At 64.7% G+C, this 15,515-nt stretch carries 15 protein-coding genes; 3 read left to right on the plus strand and 12 right to left on the minus strand.

Annotated elements, in window-relative coordinates; genetic code table 11:
* Window positions 1–3: 3 nt before the first annotated feature.
* The 6 genes from ntrX to ccsA form a co-directional block, all read right to left on the minus strand.
* Window positions 4–1,407 carry a nitrogen assimilation response regulator NtrX gene (gene ntrX / locus DTX69_RS19985; RefSeq protein WP_119303321.1) on the minus strand — a complete coding sequence of 468 codons (1,404 nt, stop codon included), beginning with the start codon at window positions 1,405–1,407 and terminating at the stop codon, window positions 4–6.
* Between the two features lie 25 nt (window positions 1,408–1,432).
* Window positions 1,433–3,709: a sensor histidine kinase NtrY-like gene (locus DTX69_RS19990; RefSeq protein WP_119303322.1), complete on the minus strand. Its 2,277-nt coding sequence runs from the start codon at window positions 3,707–3,709 to the stop codon at window positions 1,433–1,435.
* Window positions 3,706–5,154 (minus strand): nitrogen regulation protein NR(I), encoded by a 1,449-nt coding sequence (gene ntrC / locus DTX69_RS19995; protein ID WP_119303323.1) that lies wholly within the window; start codon window positions 5,152–5,154, stop codon window positions 3,706–3,708. Before ntrC ends, DTX69_RS19990 begins: the two co-directional genes overlap by 4 nt.
* A complete protein-coding gene (locus DTX69_RS20000; protein ID WP_119303324.1) occupies window positions 5,151–6,299 on the minus strand; it encodes a two-component system sensor histidine kinase NtrB in 1,149 nt (382 codons plus the stop codon). The genes ntrC and DTX69_RS20000 overlap by 4 nt, the downstream gene beginning before the upstream one ends.
* Before the next feature lie 7 nt (window positions 6,300–6,306).
* Complete coding sequence (dusB, locus tag DTX69_RS20005; protein ID WP_162917384.1) at window positions 6,307–7,293, minus strand: tRNA dihydrouridine synthase DusB; 987 nt, start codon at window positions 7,291–7,293, stop codon at window positions 6,307–6,309.
* A 97-nt stretch (window positions 7,294–7,390) separates the two neighbouring features.
* Window positions 7,391–8,197: a cytochrome c biogenesis protein CcsA gene (ccsA, locus tag DTX69_RS20010; protein ID WP_162917385.1), complete on the minus strand. Its 807-nt coding sequence runs from the start codon at window positions 8,195–8,197 to the stop codon at window positions 7,391–7,393.
* 59 nt (window positions 8,198–8,256) lie between these two features.
* Here ccsA and DTX69_RS20015 point away from each other — a divergent pair, with 59 nt between their 5' ends.
* From DTX69_RS20015 to DTX69_RS20025, 3 genes are all read left to right on the plus strand, one after another.
* Complete coding sequence (locus DTX69_RS20015; protein WP_119303327.1) at window positions 8,257–9,426, plus strand: bifunctional 2-C-methyl-D-erythritol 4-phosphate cytidylyltransferase/2-C-methyl-D-erythritol 2,4-cyclodiphosphate synthase; 1,170 nt, start codon at window positions 8,257–8,259, stop codon at window positions 9,424–9,426.
* 81 nt (window positions 9,427–9,507) lie between these two features.
* Window positions 9,508–9,975: a CinA family protein gene (locus DTX69_RS20020; protein WP_119303328.1), complete on the plus strand. Its 468-nt coding sequence runs from the start codon at window positions 9,508–9,510 to the stop codon at window positions 9,973–9,975.
* Entirely contained in the window at window positions 9,972–10,778 is an 807-nt protein-coding gene (locus DTX69_RS20025) for a DUF429 domain-containing protein (protein WP_119303329.1), read from the plus strand. The genes DTX69_RS20020 and DTX69_RS20025 overlap by 4 nt, the downstream gene beginning before the upstream one ends.
* On the opposite strand, the gene DTX69_RS20030 is transcribed toward DTX69_RS20025, so the two are convergent.
* Genes DTX69_RS20030 through DTX69_RS20055 form a run of 6 tightly spaced genes read right to left on the minus strand, consistent with a single transcriptional unit; the run spans window position 10,757 to window position 15,507 of the window.
* Window positions 10,757–11,215 (minus strand): type II toxin-antitoxin system RatA family toxin, encoded by a 459-nt coding sequence (locus DTX69_RS20030; RefSeq protein ID WP_119303330.1) that lies wholly within the window; start codon window positions 11,213–11,215, stop codon window positions 10,757–10,759. The two genes, DTX69_RS20025 and DTX69_RS20030, sit on opposite strands and share 22 nt — an antisense overlap.
* Entirely contained in the window at window positions 11,212–12,165 is a 954-nt protein-coding gene (lipA, locus tag DTX69_RS20035) for a lipoyl synthase (protein WP_119303331.1), read from the minus strand. The genes DTX69_RS20030 and lipA overlap by 4 nt, the downstream gene beginning before the upstream one ends.
* Window positions 12,162–12,374, minus strand: coding sequence for a DUF805 domain-containing protein (locus DTX69_RS20040; RefSeq protein ID WP_119303332.1), 213 nt, complete (start codon window positions 12,372–12,374; stop codon window positions 12,162–12,164). Before DTX69_RS20040 ends, lipA begins: the two co-directional genes overlap by 4 nt.
* A gap of 17 nt (window positions 12,375–12,391) precedes the next feature.
* Window positions 12,392–13,792: a dihydrolipoyl dehydrogenase gene (gene lpdA / locus DTX69_RS20045; protein WP_119303333.1), complete on the minus strand. Its 1,401-nt coding sequence runs from the start codon at window positions 13,790–13,792 to the stop codon at window positions 12,392–12,394.
* Between the two features lie 41 nt (window positions 13,793–13,833).
* On the minus strand, window positions 13,834–14,175 hold the full coding sequence (locus DTX69_RS20050) for a hypothetical protein (protein WP_119303334.1): 342 nt from the start codon (window positions 14,173–14,175) through the stop codon (window positions 13,834–13,836).
* Between the two features lie 6 nt (window positions 14,176–14,181).
* Window positions 14,182–15,507 (minus strand): pyruvate dehydrogenase complex dihydrolipoamide acetyltransferase, encoded by a 1,326-nt coding sequence (locus DTX69_RS20055; RefSeq protein WP_119303335.1) that lies wholly within the window; start codon window positions 15,505–15,507, stop codon window positions 14,182–14,184.
* Between the last annotated feature and the right edge of the window lie 8 nt (window positions 15,508–15,515).

A 15,515-nucleotide genomic window follows, 5' to 3' on the forward strand; every position in this document is an offset into this window, starting at 1 on the left:
TCGCTACTCGATCTTGTCCCCGCGTTCCGAACCGGTGATGCCCAGCGAGCGCAGCTTGCGGTGCAAGGCCGAGCGCTCCATGCCCACGAAACTGGCGGTGCGTGAGATGTTACCGCCGAACCGCGACACCTGGGACTCCAGATACTTGCGTTCGAAGATTTCGCGCGCCTCGCGCAGTGGCAGCGACAGCACCTCCGTCCCGTCCGCGGCGGCAACGCCGGCCGCATTGGCTGCGCCGATGTCGGGCGGCAGCATCTCGGCGCGGATCGGTTCGCCCGGCTCGCCCGGGGCCATGATCAGCAGCCAATCCACGACATTGCGCAGTTGCCTGACGTTCCCCGGCCAGTCATAGGCTTGCAGCAGCGCCAGCGTGTCGTCTCCAAAGTTGCGCGAGGGCAACCCGGTCTGCTCCGATGCGACCCGCATGAAGTGGTCGAGCAGTTCCGGGATGTCGTCGCGCCGCTCGCGCAGGGCCGGCACGCGCATCGGCACCACGTTCAGGCGATAGAACAGATCCTGCCGGAAGCGGCCAGCCGCCATCTCTGACTGCAGATCCCGGCTGGTGGCGGCTATGACGCGCACGTCGACATCGACCTTGGTCTTGCCCCCGACGCGCTCGAAGGTCTGCTCCTGTAGGACGCGCACGATCTTGCCCTGGGTCTCCAGCGGCATGTCGGCGACCTCGTCCAGCAGCAGCGTGCCGCTGTGGGCCTGTTCCAGGAAGCCGACCTTGGAAACGCCCTCGCGCCCGTCGCCATTGCGTTCCGTGCCGAACAGCTCGATCTCCAGCCGGTCGGGATGCATGGTCGCGCAGTTGAGCACGACAAAGGGCAGGTCTGCCCGCTTGGACCTGCGATGCAGCAGGCGCGCGGCCACCTCCTTGCCGCTGCCTGGCGCGCCGGAGAACAGCACGCGGCTGCCGGTCGGCGCTACCCGCTCGATCGCCTGGCGGAGCTGGGTCATGGCGGCGGAACGGCCGATCAGGTCCGCGGGAGTGCCGGCCCGCAAGCGCAACTCCTCGTTCTCGCGCCTGAGGCGCGCATTCTCCAGCGCGCGCTCGATCGTCACCAGCAGGCGGTCGGCCTTGAACGGCTTCTCGATGAAGTCGAACGCGCCGCGCTTGATGGCATTGACCGCGGTCTCGATATTGCCGTGACCGCTGATCATGACGACCGGCACGTCCGGCCAGGTCTCCTGGATCACGTCCAGAAGCTGCATACCGTCGAGCGTGCTGTTCTGCAGCCAGATATCCAGGATGATCAGGCTGGGGCAGCGGTGGCGCAGCAGGTTCAGCGCCTCGTCGCTGTTGGCTGCCTCACGCGTCGTGAACCCCTCGTCGCCCAGCACGCCGGCAATCAGCATCCGGATGTCGGCTTCGTCATCGACGATCAGGATATCGCGCGCCATGCCTTGCCTCGAACACTCAGACTAGTCATGCCTGTACCGATTTCAATGCCGGGTCGGCAAGGACGATCTCCGCCGGGAAAATCAGGCGTACCGACGCGCCGCCCATTTCCCCATCCAGCAATTGTAGCTTTCCGCCGTGATCTTCCATGATCTTCTTGACGATCGCCAGTCCCAGTCCAGTGCCCTTGACGCGCGTTGTCACATAGGGATCGGTCAGTCTTTCACGCCCTTGCGGCGGCAATCCCCGGCCATTGTCATCGACTCCGAGGACCACCTCGTCGCCGTCGCGCCGAATCCATAGATGGATGCGACCCGGCGTCAAGCGATTCTGTCCCTCGCCATCTGCCCCGGCCCGTTCCATTTCCAGGCGCGCCTCAATGGCATCCGCGGCATTCTGCAGCAGATTCGTCAGGGCACGCGCCACCTGCGATGAATCGCAATTGGCCCAAATCGGCTCCACCGGCAGGTCCAGATCATAGACGATGGCGGAGTTGGCGCTCTGCTGCAAGAAGGCTGCCTGGCGTGCCAGCTCCACGAGATCCTCCGCCCGGAGGACCGGCGCCGGCATCCGAGCGAAGGACGAGAATTCGTCCACCAATCGCCCGATGTCGCCTACCTGGCGCACGATCGTATCGGTACAGACTGCGAAAGTCTCGGGGTCGTTGATGATCTCCTTCAGGTACTTCCGCTTCAACCGCTCGGCGGACAGCTGGATGGGCGTCAGGGGATTCTTGATCTCGTGCGCGATGCGTCGGGCGATGTCGGACCAGGCCGCCTTGCGCTGTGCAGCGAGCAGCTCGGTCACGTCGTCGAAGGTGACCACGATCCTGGTGTTGTCTCCATCGGCCCGTTCCGACACGACACGCACATGCAGCGTTCTCGTCACGGGGCCGTGGGACAGGTTGATCTGGCCATCGGCGCTGCCGCTTTGACGGCTCTGCGCCAGCGCGACCAGCTCGCCCATCTCCGGCAGCAGATCGCCAAGACGCTTGCCGACATGCTGCATCATGTTGCGCCCCAGCAGCTCGGAGGCCGAACGGTTGGGCAGTTCGATCTCTCCCTTGTCATTGAGGCCGATCACGCCTGCCGATACGCCGGCCAGCACCAGCTCGGTGAAGCGCCGCCGGTCGTCGAGCTGCTGGTTGGTCGCGACCAGTTCGACCTGCTGGGTCTGAAGCCGCAGCGCCATGGTGTTGAAGGTGCGGCTGAGTTCCCCCAGCTCGTCGTCGCGTTTGCCGGTCTTGACGCGCGTGGAAAGATCGCCGCCGCCCAGTCGTTGGGCCGCTTCTACCAGGCGCAGAATCGGCTTCACGAGGTTGGTCGCCGAAATGATCGCCACCCAGATCGCCGCCATGAGGAGCAGCAGCGCAAGGACGGCAAAGATCAGGCCGACCGTGATCTGCCATTGCGACCGGTCGCCTTCCAGCTGGCGGTAAAGATTGACCGCGTTCTCGTTCCCGCGGATGGCGGTCAGCACCTGATCCTCAATCACACGGCCGGCATAGAGATAGACGCCTTCATGCGCGTCAATCGCGACCAGCGCCCGGATCCTGTCGCCGGTATCGGAGGCCAGAACGACCGTCTCGCCGGCGTCCGCTCGAACGAGCGCGTTCTCCGGCAGGTCGAGGTCGAACTCCATCATGAGCGCGAAGCCGCCGCTGGCCAGGATCTGCCGACGACGATCGATCACCACTGCTTCCGAAAGATCGCGCAAATCGACCTGGCGATCGAGGAACGCAGCCAGGCGCGATAGGTCGACATAGCCGCCCCGGATCTGATCGCGGATCTCGTTCGCAATGGAGAGCGTATCGTTGGCCACCCGCTGCTGATGATCCTGCAGATAGGATTGCGAGACGTTGAAGGAGCTTTCGATCGCGGACTTGATCTTGTCGCCGAACCAGATGTCGAGACCGTAGTTCAGGAACGTCGTGGAGAAGACGGAGACCGTGATCGCCGGGATGAGCGCGATCAGGCCGAACAGCAGCACCAGCCTGGAATGCAGCTTGGCTCCCACCATGCCGCGGCGACGCTCGATCCACAGCACGACAAACCGCCGCGCGATCATGGTGCCGAGCGACAGCACGACAATAAAGTCGATGAGCAGCAGCCAGGTGATCGCGCGCGCAGGATTCTGGGTCTGCCACGTATCGGTCAAGACCAGATAGGTCATCAAACCCGACGCGGCGCCCACGATCAGGAAAGCGATGGCGATGCGGCGCTCCATGTTGATCCGGCGCGACCAATTGAAGATGCGACGGCCCAAGCCGGGCTTCTTGCCGTTATTGAGGGCGACTTCGATCATTCAGCCGTTCCGGGTCGCCTCGCACGGATGTCGAGCTCGCGCAGTTTCTTGCGCAAGGTATTGCGGTTGAGACCGAGCAGCTCGGCCGCCTTGATCTGGTTGCCGCGGGTGGCCTCAAGGCAGATGTTGAGCAGCGGCCGCTCGATCTCCTGCAGGATGCGGTCGTACAGCCCATGTGCCGGCAGCCTGCCCTGGTGCGCCGCGAAATAGGCGCGCAAGTGCCGGTCGACCGACTGGCTCAGGGTCTCATCCGCATGCCGCCCGCCGCCCTTGCCGTCCCGGCCGGTTGCACCGGCGGCCACCGATTCTGCGACCATGCGCGCGTCGATCACGGCCTCGCTGTACAGCACCGCGATGCGGCGCATCAGGTTCTCAAGCTCGCGCACATTGCCCGGCCAGTCGTAGCGCTGCAGCTCCTCAATCGCGGCCGTCGACAGCGTCTTGGACGCCAATCCATCCAGGGCCGCCTTGGTGAGGAAGTGGCGCGCCAGATCGGCAATATCGCCGCGCCGCTCGCGCAGGGCCGGCAGGTGGATGGGCACGACGTTGAGGCGATAGAACAGGTCCTCGCGGAACCGCCCCTGCACGATCAGCTGCCGCAGGTCGCGGTGGGTCGCGGCGATGATGCGTACGTCCGCTTTTTGCGCCGTGCGGCCGCCCACGCTAGTGAATTCGCCGGTCTGCAGCACGCGCAGGAGCCGCGTCTGCGCCTCCATCGGCATGTCGCCGATCTCGTCCAGGAACAGGGTGCCGCCTTGCGCCAGCTCGAACTTGCCGACGCCGCGCGCGATCGCGCCGGTGAAGGCGCCCTTCTCGTGGCCGAACAGCTCGCTTTCGATGAGCTCGCGCGGAATCGCCGCCATGTTGACGGCGACGAAGGGCCTGTCTTTCCGCCGGCCGAAATCGTGCAGGGCACGCGCCACCAGCTCTTTGCCGGTGCCGGACTCGCCGTTGATCAGCGCCGTCATGTCGGTGTTGACTAGGCGGCCGATGACCCGGAACACCTCCTGCATCGCCGGCGAGCGGCCGACGATGGGCAGCGCCTCTTCCGCGCCATTGCCGGGCGGCGGCGCCTCCGGCTGGGTTTGGGTCAGGGCCCGATCGACCGCCGCCACCAGGACATCGAGGTCGAAGGGTTTCGGCAGATATTCGAAGGCACCGCGCTCGTTCGCGCGGATCGCGGTCAGGATGGTGTTCTGCGCGCTCATCACGATGATGGGCAAGTCAGGCCGCCGCTCCTTGATGCGCGGGACGAGATCGAGGCCATTGCCATCGGGCATCAGCACATCGGTCACGACCAGGTCGCCTTCGCCCGCATCGACCCATTGCCAGAGCGTGCGGGCATCCGAGGCAGCCCGCACCGCATGGCCGCGCTGCGCCAGCGCTTGGCTCACGACCAGACGAATGGAGCGATCGTCGTCTGCGACCAGGATGGTTGCGTTCATGACCCGCCTTCTTCTGACTGGCTATCGGAGATTGGCAGCAGCACGGTGAAGCGTGTCGCGCCCGGCTTGCTCGAGAACTCGATCACGCCATCCTGGGCGCGCACCAGCTTCGCCACGAGCGCAAGGCCGAGGCCGCGGCCGCCCGGCTTGCTGGTGACGAAGGGATCGAACAAGTTGCCCAGCAGCGCCTCGGGGACACCTGGCCCATTGTCGGCGATCGTAACCGCAATGCGGCGCGGCTGGCGGTGCGCCTTGTTGCGCTCACCGATGCGGAACCCCGCTTGATAAGCAGTCGTCACCACGATCTCGCCCTTGTTGCCGTCAGAGGCCTCGGCCGCATTCTTCACCAGATTGAGGAAGATCTGGATCAACAGATCGCGGTTGCCACGCAACGGCGGCAGCGACGGATCATAGTGCTCGCGCAAGGTCACGTGACGCGCGAATGAGACCCGTGCCACCTTGCACACATGGTCCAGCGCCTCATGCACGTTGACCTTCGAAAGAACCGGCGCGCGATCATCGGCAAAGATCTCGACTCCATTCACCAGGCCGACAATGCGATCCGACTCTTCGCGGATCAGCGCGGCGAGTGCCGCTTCTCCAGGCCCCACCTTGGATTCGAGCAGCTGCGCCGCACCGCGAATGCCGGCGAGCGGATTCTTGATCTCGTGCGCCAGCATGCCGGCCATGGAACGCACCGACTGCGCGGCCTCCGCCGCTGCGCCCTGCCGCGCCATGCGATGCTCCAGGCTGCGATCGCGCATTGACAGCACGACGGAGCTGCTGGGATCGCCCAGCGGCGCCACCTCCACGGATATATGTTCCAGTCGCAGCCGCGGGCCGTCGATCAGCATCTCCGAGTCACTCACTGCGGAGCGGCTGAGCCGGCACTGTTCGATCAGGCTGAACAGCGGAGAATCCTCCGGGATCACCTCCGACAATCGACGGCCCAGCAGGGTCCTGCGGCCAACATGCAGCAGGTCTTCCGCGGCGGCGTTGAGCAGACAGCAGACGCCCTCTCGATCGACTACGACAATGGCCGAAGGCAAGGCCTCGATCAGCATGTTGGGAAGGACCAACGCCTCCCACACCTCGGACTCCGCCGTTTCGTCGGTCGGTCGGAGGGGGATCGCGGCGCCGGTCATCGTTGCCTCACGCTGCCAGCTGGTCGATCTGCGGCTGGTAGAATTCGCGCACCAGGGCCATGACCGCGTTCGGCTCGTCGATCTGGTTCACACGCGTTCGGAATTCAGCCGAACCTGGGAGACCCTTCGAGTACCAGCCGAGATGCTTGCGCGCGATCCGGAGGCCCGCCTCGACGCCGTAGTGGCTCAGCATGGCCTGATAGTGCTCCAGGACCGTGTGGAGCTGATCCTTCAGCGACGGATTGGGCAGCCGCTCGCCGGTGCGCAGGAACGCCATGACCTGCTTCAGGAACCATGGCTTGCCATAGGCGCCGCGTCCGACCATCACGCCGTCGGCACCCGATTGATCGAGGGCAGTGCGCGCGTCGTCGAGGCTGTTGATGTCGCCATTGACGACGACTGGCAGCTTCACGGTTTCCTTAACCTGGCGGATGAACTGCCAGTCGGCGCTGCCGTTATAGAACTGGCAGCGGGTCCGGCCATGCACGGTGATCATCTTGATCCCGCTCTCCTCCGCGATCTTGGCCAGGCGCGGTGCGTTCTGGTTGGCATCGTCCCAGCCCTTGCGCATCTTGAGCGTGACCGGGAGCCTCACGGCCTTCACCGTCGCTTCCAGGATCTTGGCGGCCTTCACCTCGTCGCGCATGAGCGCGGAGCCGGCGTCGCCATTGACGACCTTCTTCACGGGGCAGCCGAAATTGATGTCGATGATCGCGGCGCCGCGATCCTCATTGAGCTTGGCCGCTTCCGCCATGACATGCGGCTCGCAGCCGGCAAGCTGGACTGCCATCGGCGCTTCCTCGGGCACGTTCTCGGCCATGCGCAGCGACTGGCGGTTCTGGCGGATCATCGCCTCGCTCGCGATCATCTCCGAGACTACGAGCCCTGCCCCGCTGCGCTTCACCAAGCGGCGGAACGGCAGATCGGTGACGCCTGACATCGGTGCCAGGATCACCGGATCCTCGAGTTTCACGGGACCGATCACAATGCTCACTTTTTGGTCACTCTTCACTCTTGCCCAAAAACTGAGCAGAGTTATAGGCCGACAGACAGATGCTGCAAAGCAAAAAATCGGCGCCTTCGACCAACGGCTAGCCCTGTCCGATCAGGATTTCCCGGACGAATTTGACTCCCGGATAGGCCAGGGTCAGCAACAGGTATCCGGTCAAGAGCCACCGCGCCGCCTTGCGCCCGCGCAGACCCGTCCGATGATGCAGGATGAGAAGGATCAGAACGACCGCAAAACCCAGGAAAGATAACAGAATCTTGTGGGTCAGGATGAGCGCCTGGCCGGCCACGAAAAACTCGTTGGCGGCCCCGGTCGCCAGAGCCAGAAGCAGCAGGATGGCCGCGAGCTTGAGCAGCGCATTCTGGAGCGCCTCGGTCTCCGCCAGAGGGGGCAGCACGCGGGTCGACCAGCTATCCGTCCGCGCCTTGAAAGCCCGCTCCTCCAGCAACACGCCACAGGCAGCCAGGGCCGACAGGGTGAGGGCCGCATAGGCTGCGATCGCCAGCAGCACGTGCCCTGCAAACCAGGCCCCCGGCGCCACGGCAACAGTCTCCTCGATCTGGAAGGCGGAAGCGACCCAGCCGAGCACGACCAGCAGGATCGCATAGGGCCCGACCAGTGCCGCAAGTCGCAAGGCGGGCGCGTTCAGCACCGCGGCGGCCGTGAACACGACGAGGGTCGCTGCTGTCGTCACATGCAGGCTGGCTGCAAGACCGGCCCGCCAGCCCGATTGGAGCTCGAATACTGCGGGCAGCGAGCCGCCGATCAAGGCGGCCGCGAGCAGCAACCAGCCGAGCGCGTTGCGCTCCAGGCTGCCACGGCCGGCGAGGATGGAAATCGGAAGGAGGGCGAAAATGGCCGCGATGGCGGCAATCGGAAAGGTCGACATGGCGCGCATTATCGTTAAACTGCCGGGCCTTGGCAAACACGCCTCACCTCTTTCTGGAAATGCCCTCACCTCGCACGTTCGTTCTTGTCGTCGCCGCCGGCAGCGGCCAGCGCTTTGGCGGCGAGCTCCCGAAGCAGTACCAATTGCTGGCCGGCAAACCGATGCTGCGGCACAGCCTGGAAACCTTCGCCGCTCATCGCGGCATCGCCGGGACCTTGGTCGCGATCCATCCGGCGCAGCGCGATCTCTACGATGCAGCGGCCTCCGGCATCGCGAAGCTGCTTGCGCCGGTCCAAGGCGGCGCGACGCGGCAGGGCTCGGTGCTGAACGGCCTGGAGCGGCTCGCGGCGGACCGGCCGGATTACGTGCTGATCCACGATGCCGCGCGACCCTTGATCGATGCCGGGACGATCACCCGCACAATCGACGCGCTGGCCCATCATCCGGCAATCCTGGTTGCAGTGCCGGTGGTGGACACCATCAAGCGCGGCGCCGGCGACCGCGTGGGCGATACCGTCGATCGGCGCGACCTCTGGCGCGCGCAGACACCGCAGGGCTTCCATTTCCAGGCTATCCTGGAGGCGCATCGCAAAGTGGCAGGCGGCGAGCTGACGGATGACGCGGCGGTGGCGGAAGCGGCGGGCATTCCCGTCACGTTCGTGATGGGGTCGGAGCGCAACTTCAAAGTGACGACGCAAGATGACATGGAACGGGCGGAACACATGATCGGCAGCCAGATGGAATTCCGCACCGGCAACGGGTTCGACGTCCACAAGATTACTGCCGGCGACGGAGTCACGATGTGTGGCGTGCGCATTCCTTGCGACATGGCGCTCGAGGGGCATTCCGACGCCGATGTCGGTTTGCACGCCATCACCGATGCCATCCTCGGCGCCATCGGCGCCAAGGACATCGGCGCACACTTTCCGCCGAGCGATCCGAAATGGCGCGGCGCCGAATCCTGGAAGTTCCTGGACCACGCGGCCAAGCTGGTGGCGGAGCGCGGCGGGCGCGTCGCCCATTGCGACGTCACCATCATCTGCGAGCGGCCGAAGGTCGGCCCGCACCGCGTCGCTATGGTGCAGCGCGTCGCCGAAATCTTGAAAATCTCCTCCGACCGAGTCAGCGTGAAGGCGACGACCACGGAGAAGCTCGGCTTCACCGGCCGCGGCGAAGGCATCGCCGCACAGGCGACGGCGACGGTGGCGTTGCCGGTGAGCGAGACATAGTTTCCAGAAGGAACCGCTTCCCCCTTGCGGGGAAGGATGTGAACGGGAAGTGGGGTCCTTGGCTAGGCGGAAGAAGCACGGATGGACGCCGCTCAACTCCTCGATCTCTACCGCACCAAACGCCTGCGCATCGTGACGGCGGAATCCTGCACCGGCGGAATGATCGCGGCGGCGATCACCGACATCGCCGGATCGTCCGACGTGTTCGACCGCGGTTTTGTCACTTATTCCAACGAGGCCAAGACGGAGCTGATCGGCGTGCCCGCTGATCTCATCGCGCATCACGGCGCGGTCAGCGTGCACGTAGCGCGCGAGATGGCAGCCGGTGCGCTCAAGCGTTCGAACGCGGATGTCGCCGTTGCCGTGACCGGGGTCGCGGGACCGGGCGGAGGCTCGGATGCCAAGCCTGTCGGCCTGGTCTATCTCGCGGTCGCGCGGCGCGGCTCCGATCCGGCGATCGAGCGCCACCAGTTCCATGGCGACCGTGCCGCCATCCGCCAGGCGACGGTAGAGCGCGCGCTGGAGATGCTGGCCGAGGCCGTGGCGTGACGCGCATCCTGGGGGTTGACTTCAGCGGCGCCAGCGACGCCGGCCGCAAGATCTGGATCGCGGAGGGGCGCCTCTCGGAGTCCGGTGCGCTCGAATTGATCTACTGCGTCCCAGCGATGAGCTTGCCAGGTGGCGGCGTTCGGCCGGAGGTGGCAGTTCCCGCCCTTGCCCGCCATGTCGCTGCGCTGGACAACGCGCGGGTCGGTTGCGACTTCCCCTTCAGCCTGCCGCGCGATCTCGTGACAGTGCGCACTTGGAAGAGCTTCGCCCTGCGCTATGCGGCGGAGTTCGCCGATGCCGAGAGCTTTCGTAGCATGATGCGCTCTCGCCACAACGGCGTGGAATACAAGCGCATGACCGATCGCATCGCCGGCACGCCGTTCAATTCGTACAATCTGCGGCTCTATCGCCAGACCTGGTGGGGCATCACCGGCCTGCTCGGCCCTCTGGTGCGCGCTGGTCGCGCGATCGTCCGGCCACAGCAGAAGCTCGACGCCGGCAAGCCGACCCTGATCGAAGTGTGCGCAGCCTGCACGTTGAAATCGATTGACATGTATGCCGCATACAAGGGCGAACGGCCCGCGCATCGCCGCGCGCGCAAACGCATCCTGGATCATTTCATTGATCGCGGCGCACTGGTCGCTCCCGCGCGGCGCATGCGCCAGTTGCTGCTCGACAACGAGGGCGGCGATGCGCTCGACGCGGTGATCGGCGCTGTCGCGACGGCGCGCGCCAATCTGATCCAAGAGGCAGATGCGTTTCAGCGTCTCGAAGGCAGGGTTTATTTCGAGATCGGCGTGTAAAGCTGATGGGCGCGCGCTTCGAAGGCGGCGACCATGCGGCGCACCGCCTCGTGGAACAGCACGCCGATCAGCTTTTGCAGCATGACGGAGCTGAACTCGAACTCGAGATAGAAGTCGATCTGGCAAGCGCCCGCCGGCGTCGGGGTGAAGGTCCAGTGGTTCTTCAGGTGCTTGAATGGGCCTTGGACGTACTCGACGTCGATCTTGCGCTCTTGCCGGTCGATATCCACGCGGCTGGTGAAACGCTCCCGCACCACTTTGAAGCCGATCATGAGATCGGCGATCATGGTTTCGCCGGTCGCGGTCTCCTGCCGATCGCGGACGCGCGCGCCGGTGCACCAGGGCAGAAACTCAGGATATTTCGCGACGTCTGCCACCAGCTCGAAAATTTCGTCCGGCTTGAAGGGCAGGATTTTTTGTTCGGTGTGAACCTTCATTCCACAACAGCGCTCACCTTCGCCTGGGCCTCGCGCGCGGCCCGCAGCCGCTCGAAGTCGGCGCCCGCGTGGTGCGACGAGCGAGTCAAAGGCGACGCGGCGACCAGCAGGAAGCCCTTGCCCATAGCTTGCCGCTTGAACATTTCAAACTCCGCCGGCGGGACGAAACGGGCGACGGCGTGGTGCTTCTTCGTCGGCTGCAGGTATTGGCCGATCGTCAGGAAATCAACGTCCGCGGCGCGCAGATCGTCCATCACCTGGAACACTTCATTGTGGTCCTCGCCGAGCCCAACCATCATGCCCGACTTGGTGAACACCATGGGGTCGATCTCCTTCACCTGCTGGAGCAGGCGGAGCGAGGTGAAATAGCGCGCGCCCGGCCGCACGGAGCGATAGAGCCGCGGCACGGTCTCCAGGTTGTGGTTGAAGACGTCAGGGCGCGCCTCGACCACCTTTGCCACCGCGCCAGGCTTATTGATGAAGTCCGGCGTCAGCACCTCGATGGTCGTGCCTGGCGAGACCACGCGGATGCGGCGGATCACTTGGGCGAAATGCCCTGCCCCGCCGTCGTCCAGATCGTCGCGATCGACCGACGTGACGACGACGTGCTTGAGGCCGAGCTTTGCGCATGCCTCGGCGACGTGGTCCGGCTCATGGGGATCGAGCTGGTCGGGCCGCCCGGTCGCGACGTTGCAGAAGGCGCAGCCTCGGGTGCAGACCGAGCCCAGGATCATGAAGGTCGCGTGCTTCTGCTGCCAGCATTCACCGATGTTTGGGCACGCTGCCTCTTCGCACACGGTGTGCAGGTTGTATTTGCGGACCAGCGCCTTGGTCTCGGCATACTCGTTGCTGGTCGGCGCCTTGACGCGAATCCAGTCCGGCTTGCGCTGAACCGGGTTGTCCGGCCGGTGCGCCTTTTCCGGGTGGCGGAGTGCGAGCTTTTCGATCATCGAGCGGCAGTTCTCTCCTCAAGCGGCCAACGGGCGAACGCGAACACCCAGAACATGATGACATTCAGGATCGGAATCAAAGAAATGAGGATCCACCAGCCTGAATATCCGGCCTTGCGCAGGACCATGACGCCGGGGATGGCAAAGATCAGGAATCCGACCAGCCCGATACCCCAATGGAACGTGCCATAAGCTTCATAACCCATCATCACGCAACCTCCCGACCTTAGATATGGATCTCTCGGCCGTAGGCTGCCAGCACCGCCTCGTGCATCATTTCTGACAGGGTCGGATGCGGGAAGATGGTGTGCATCAGCTCGGCCTCGGTCGTCTCCATGGTCTTGGCGATGGTATAGCCCTGGATCAACTCCGTCACCTCCGCCCCGATCATATGTGCCCCCAGCAATTCGCCGGTCTTGGCATCGAACACGGTCTTGACCAGGCCCTCCGGCTCGCCAAGCGCGATCGCCTTACCATTGCCGATGAAGGGGAATTTACCCACTTTCACCTGATAGCCCTTGTCCTTGGCGGCCTGCTCGGTCAGCCCGACGCTCGCCACCTGCGGCAGGCAATAGGTGCAGCCCGGGACATTGCGCACATCCAGCGGGTGCACGTCATTGAGGCCGGCGATTTTCTCGACGCAGACCACGCCCTCGTGGCTCGCTTTGTGCGCCAGCCACGGCGGGCCGGCTAGATCACCAATAGCGTAAACGCCTGGCTCACCCGTTGCGCCATAGCCGTCAACAACGACGTGGGTCTTGTCGACCTTCACCTTGGTGCCTTCGAGGCCGAGGTTCTCCACATTGCCCACGATGCCGATGGCCAGGATCACACGGTCGACCGTGATGTCCTGTGACTTGCCGCCGGCTTCGACCGTCACCGTCACATTGTCTGCGCCGTTCTTGAGCGCCTTCACCGTGGCCGAGGTGAAGATCTTCATGCCCTGCTTCTCGAACGCCTTCTTGGCGAAGGCGGAGATCTCGGCATCCTCGACGGGCAGCACGCGGTCCAGCACCTCGACCACCGTCACCTCGGCACCGAGGGTGCGGTAGAAGCTGGCGAACTCGATGCCGATCGCGCCGCTGCCGACAACCAGCAGCGACTTCGGCATGGTCGGCGGCACCATCGCTTCCTTGTACGTCCAGACCAGCTTGCCGTCGGGCTCCAGCCCCGGCAGCGCGCGCGCCCGGGCGCCGGTCGCCAGGATAATGTGCTTGGCGGCCAGATCGGCGAGGGGCTTGCCGTCCTTCTCCACCTTCAGCTTGCCGGAGCCGTTGAGCCGGCCGTGGCCGTCGAATACCTCGACCTTGTTCTTCTTGAGCAGGTGCTTCACGCCGTTCGACAGCTGGTTTGCGACCTTGCGCGAGCGCTCCACCACTTTCTTGATGTCGAAGCTCACGTTGCCGACGCTGAAGCCATAGTCGCCGGCATGGTTCAGCAGGTGGCCGATCTCCGACGAGCGCAGCAACGCCTTGGTCGGGATGCAGCCCCAATTAAGGCAGATGCCGCCCAGATGCTCGCGCTCTACGCAAGCGGTCTTCATGCCCAGCTGCGCGGCGCGGATCGCGGTTACGTACCCACCCGGACCGCCGCCCACTACGATGACGTCGAAGTTCGTATCTGCCATTGATGGATCCTCGGTTCTCTGGTTCAGCCGGGCTTGATCGCTTATTCCTGGCCCGCCTTCTTGCGTGCGCGTTCCTGGCATTCCTGGAAGTGCGGTCGCATCTTGCCGGCGGCGGGCTCCTGCTCCGGGTTGTTGGCGAAGGCGATAATCTCCTCCGCGGTCAGGAAGCTCACCACTGCCTGGCTGGTGCAGGAGCAATACTTGCCCAGCACATTGCGCGCTTCGGGATTTTCAGGGTCAAGATCAGCGGCCTTCCACTCCGCTTCCAGAGCCGCCTCGCAGCGCTGCATGAAGTAGTCGAAGAACTGCTTCTCCAGCGGCTCGTCACCAGTAGCCGGCGCCACGCACAGCATGGTCAGGGCGAGGGTAAAGGCAAGGCGCATCGGCTCTCACACCAGCATCGCGAGCGGGTTTTCGATCAGCTTTTTGAAGGCGCTCAGGAATTCGGCGCCGATCGCGCCATCCACCACGCGATGGTCGACCGACAAGGTGCAGCTCATCACCGTTGCCACCGCCAGCTGGCCATTCTTCACGACCGGCCTTTGCTCGCCGGCGCCGACCGCCAGGATGCATCCCTGCGGCGGGTTGATGATGGCGGCGAAGTCCTTGATACCGAACATGCCGAGATTGGAGAGCGAGAAGCCGCCGCCAGTAAATTCCTCCGGCTTCAGCTTGCCGTCCTTGGCGCGCGTAGCGAGCCCCTTCATCTCGCTGGAGATGTCCGACAGCCGCTTGTCCTCCGCCCGGCGGATGACCGGCGTGATCAGTCCGTTTGGGATCGCGACCGCGACGGAGATGTCGGAGGTCTTGTATATCTTCACGCCTTCGTCGCTCCACGAGGCGTTGGCCGCCGGCACCTGCTTCAGGGTAATGGCGCAGGCCTTGATGATGAGGTCGTTGACTGACAGCTTGAAAGCGCCCTTGCCTTCCTTAGGCGCGCCGGCATTGATCTCCTCGCGCATCTTCAGCAACCGGTCGATCTCGCAATCGATCGTCAGGTAGAAGTGCGGGACGAATTGTTTCGATTCCTGCAGCCGCCGCGCGATCGTCTTGCGCATCATGCTGTGCGGATGGAGGTCGAATTCCGGCTCGCCAAAAGCAGGTGTCCCCGGAATTGCCGGCGCCGTCGGCGGAGCCTTTGCCGCGGCCGGCGCCGGAGCGGCTTTCGCCTCACCGGTTGCGGCTACTCTCTCGATATCCGACTTGACGATCCTGCCATGCGGGCCGGAACCGACGATCCGTGACAGATCCAGCCCATGCTGCTCCGCCAAGCGCTTGGCAAGCGGGCTGGCGAAGATGCGGTTGCCCGCCGCGGCGGGTGCCGGCGTGGGTTTTGGCGCTGGCGCTGCGGCCGGCGCCGCGGGTTGCTTCGGTGCCTCGGCCTTGGCGGGTGCCGCCTCGGTCTTCGGAGCAGGTTCTGCCGGCTTGGGCGCGGGCGCCGCGGCCGGCGCCTTGATGTCGCCCGGGCTCTCGCCTTCTTCCAGCAGGACGGCGATCACGTCGTTGACCTTCACGCCCTGCGCGCCCTCGGGCACCAAGATCTTGCCGAGCTTGCCTTCCTCAACCGCCTCGACCTCCATGGTCGCCTTGTCGGTCTCGATCTCGGCGATGACGTCGCCGGATTTGACGGCGTCGCCTTCCTTCTTCAGCCAGCGCGCCAGATTGCCCTCGGTCATGGTGGGCGAGAGGGCTGGCATCAGGATGTTGATCGGCATGGCCCGGC

The organism is Dongia deserti (assembly GCF_003574735.1).
Classification (GTDB): domain Bacteria; phylum Pseudomonadota; class Alphaproteobacteria; order Dongiales; family Dongiaceae; genus Dongia_A; species Dongia_A deserti.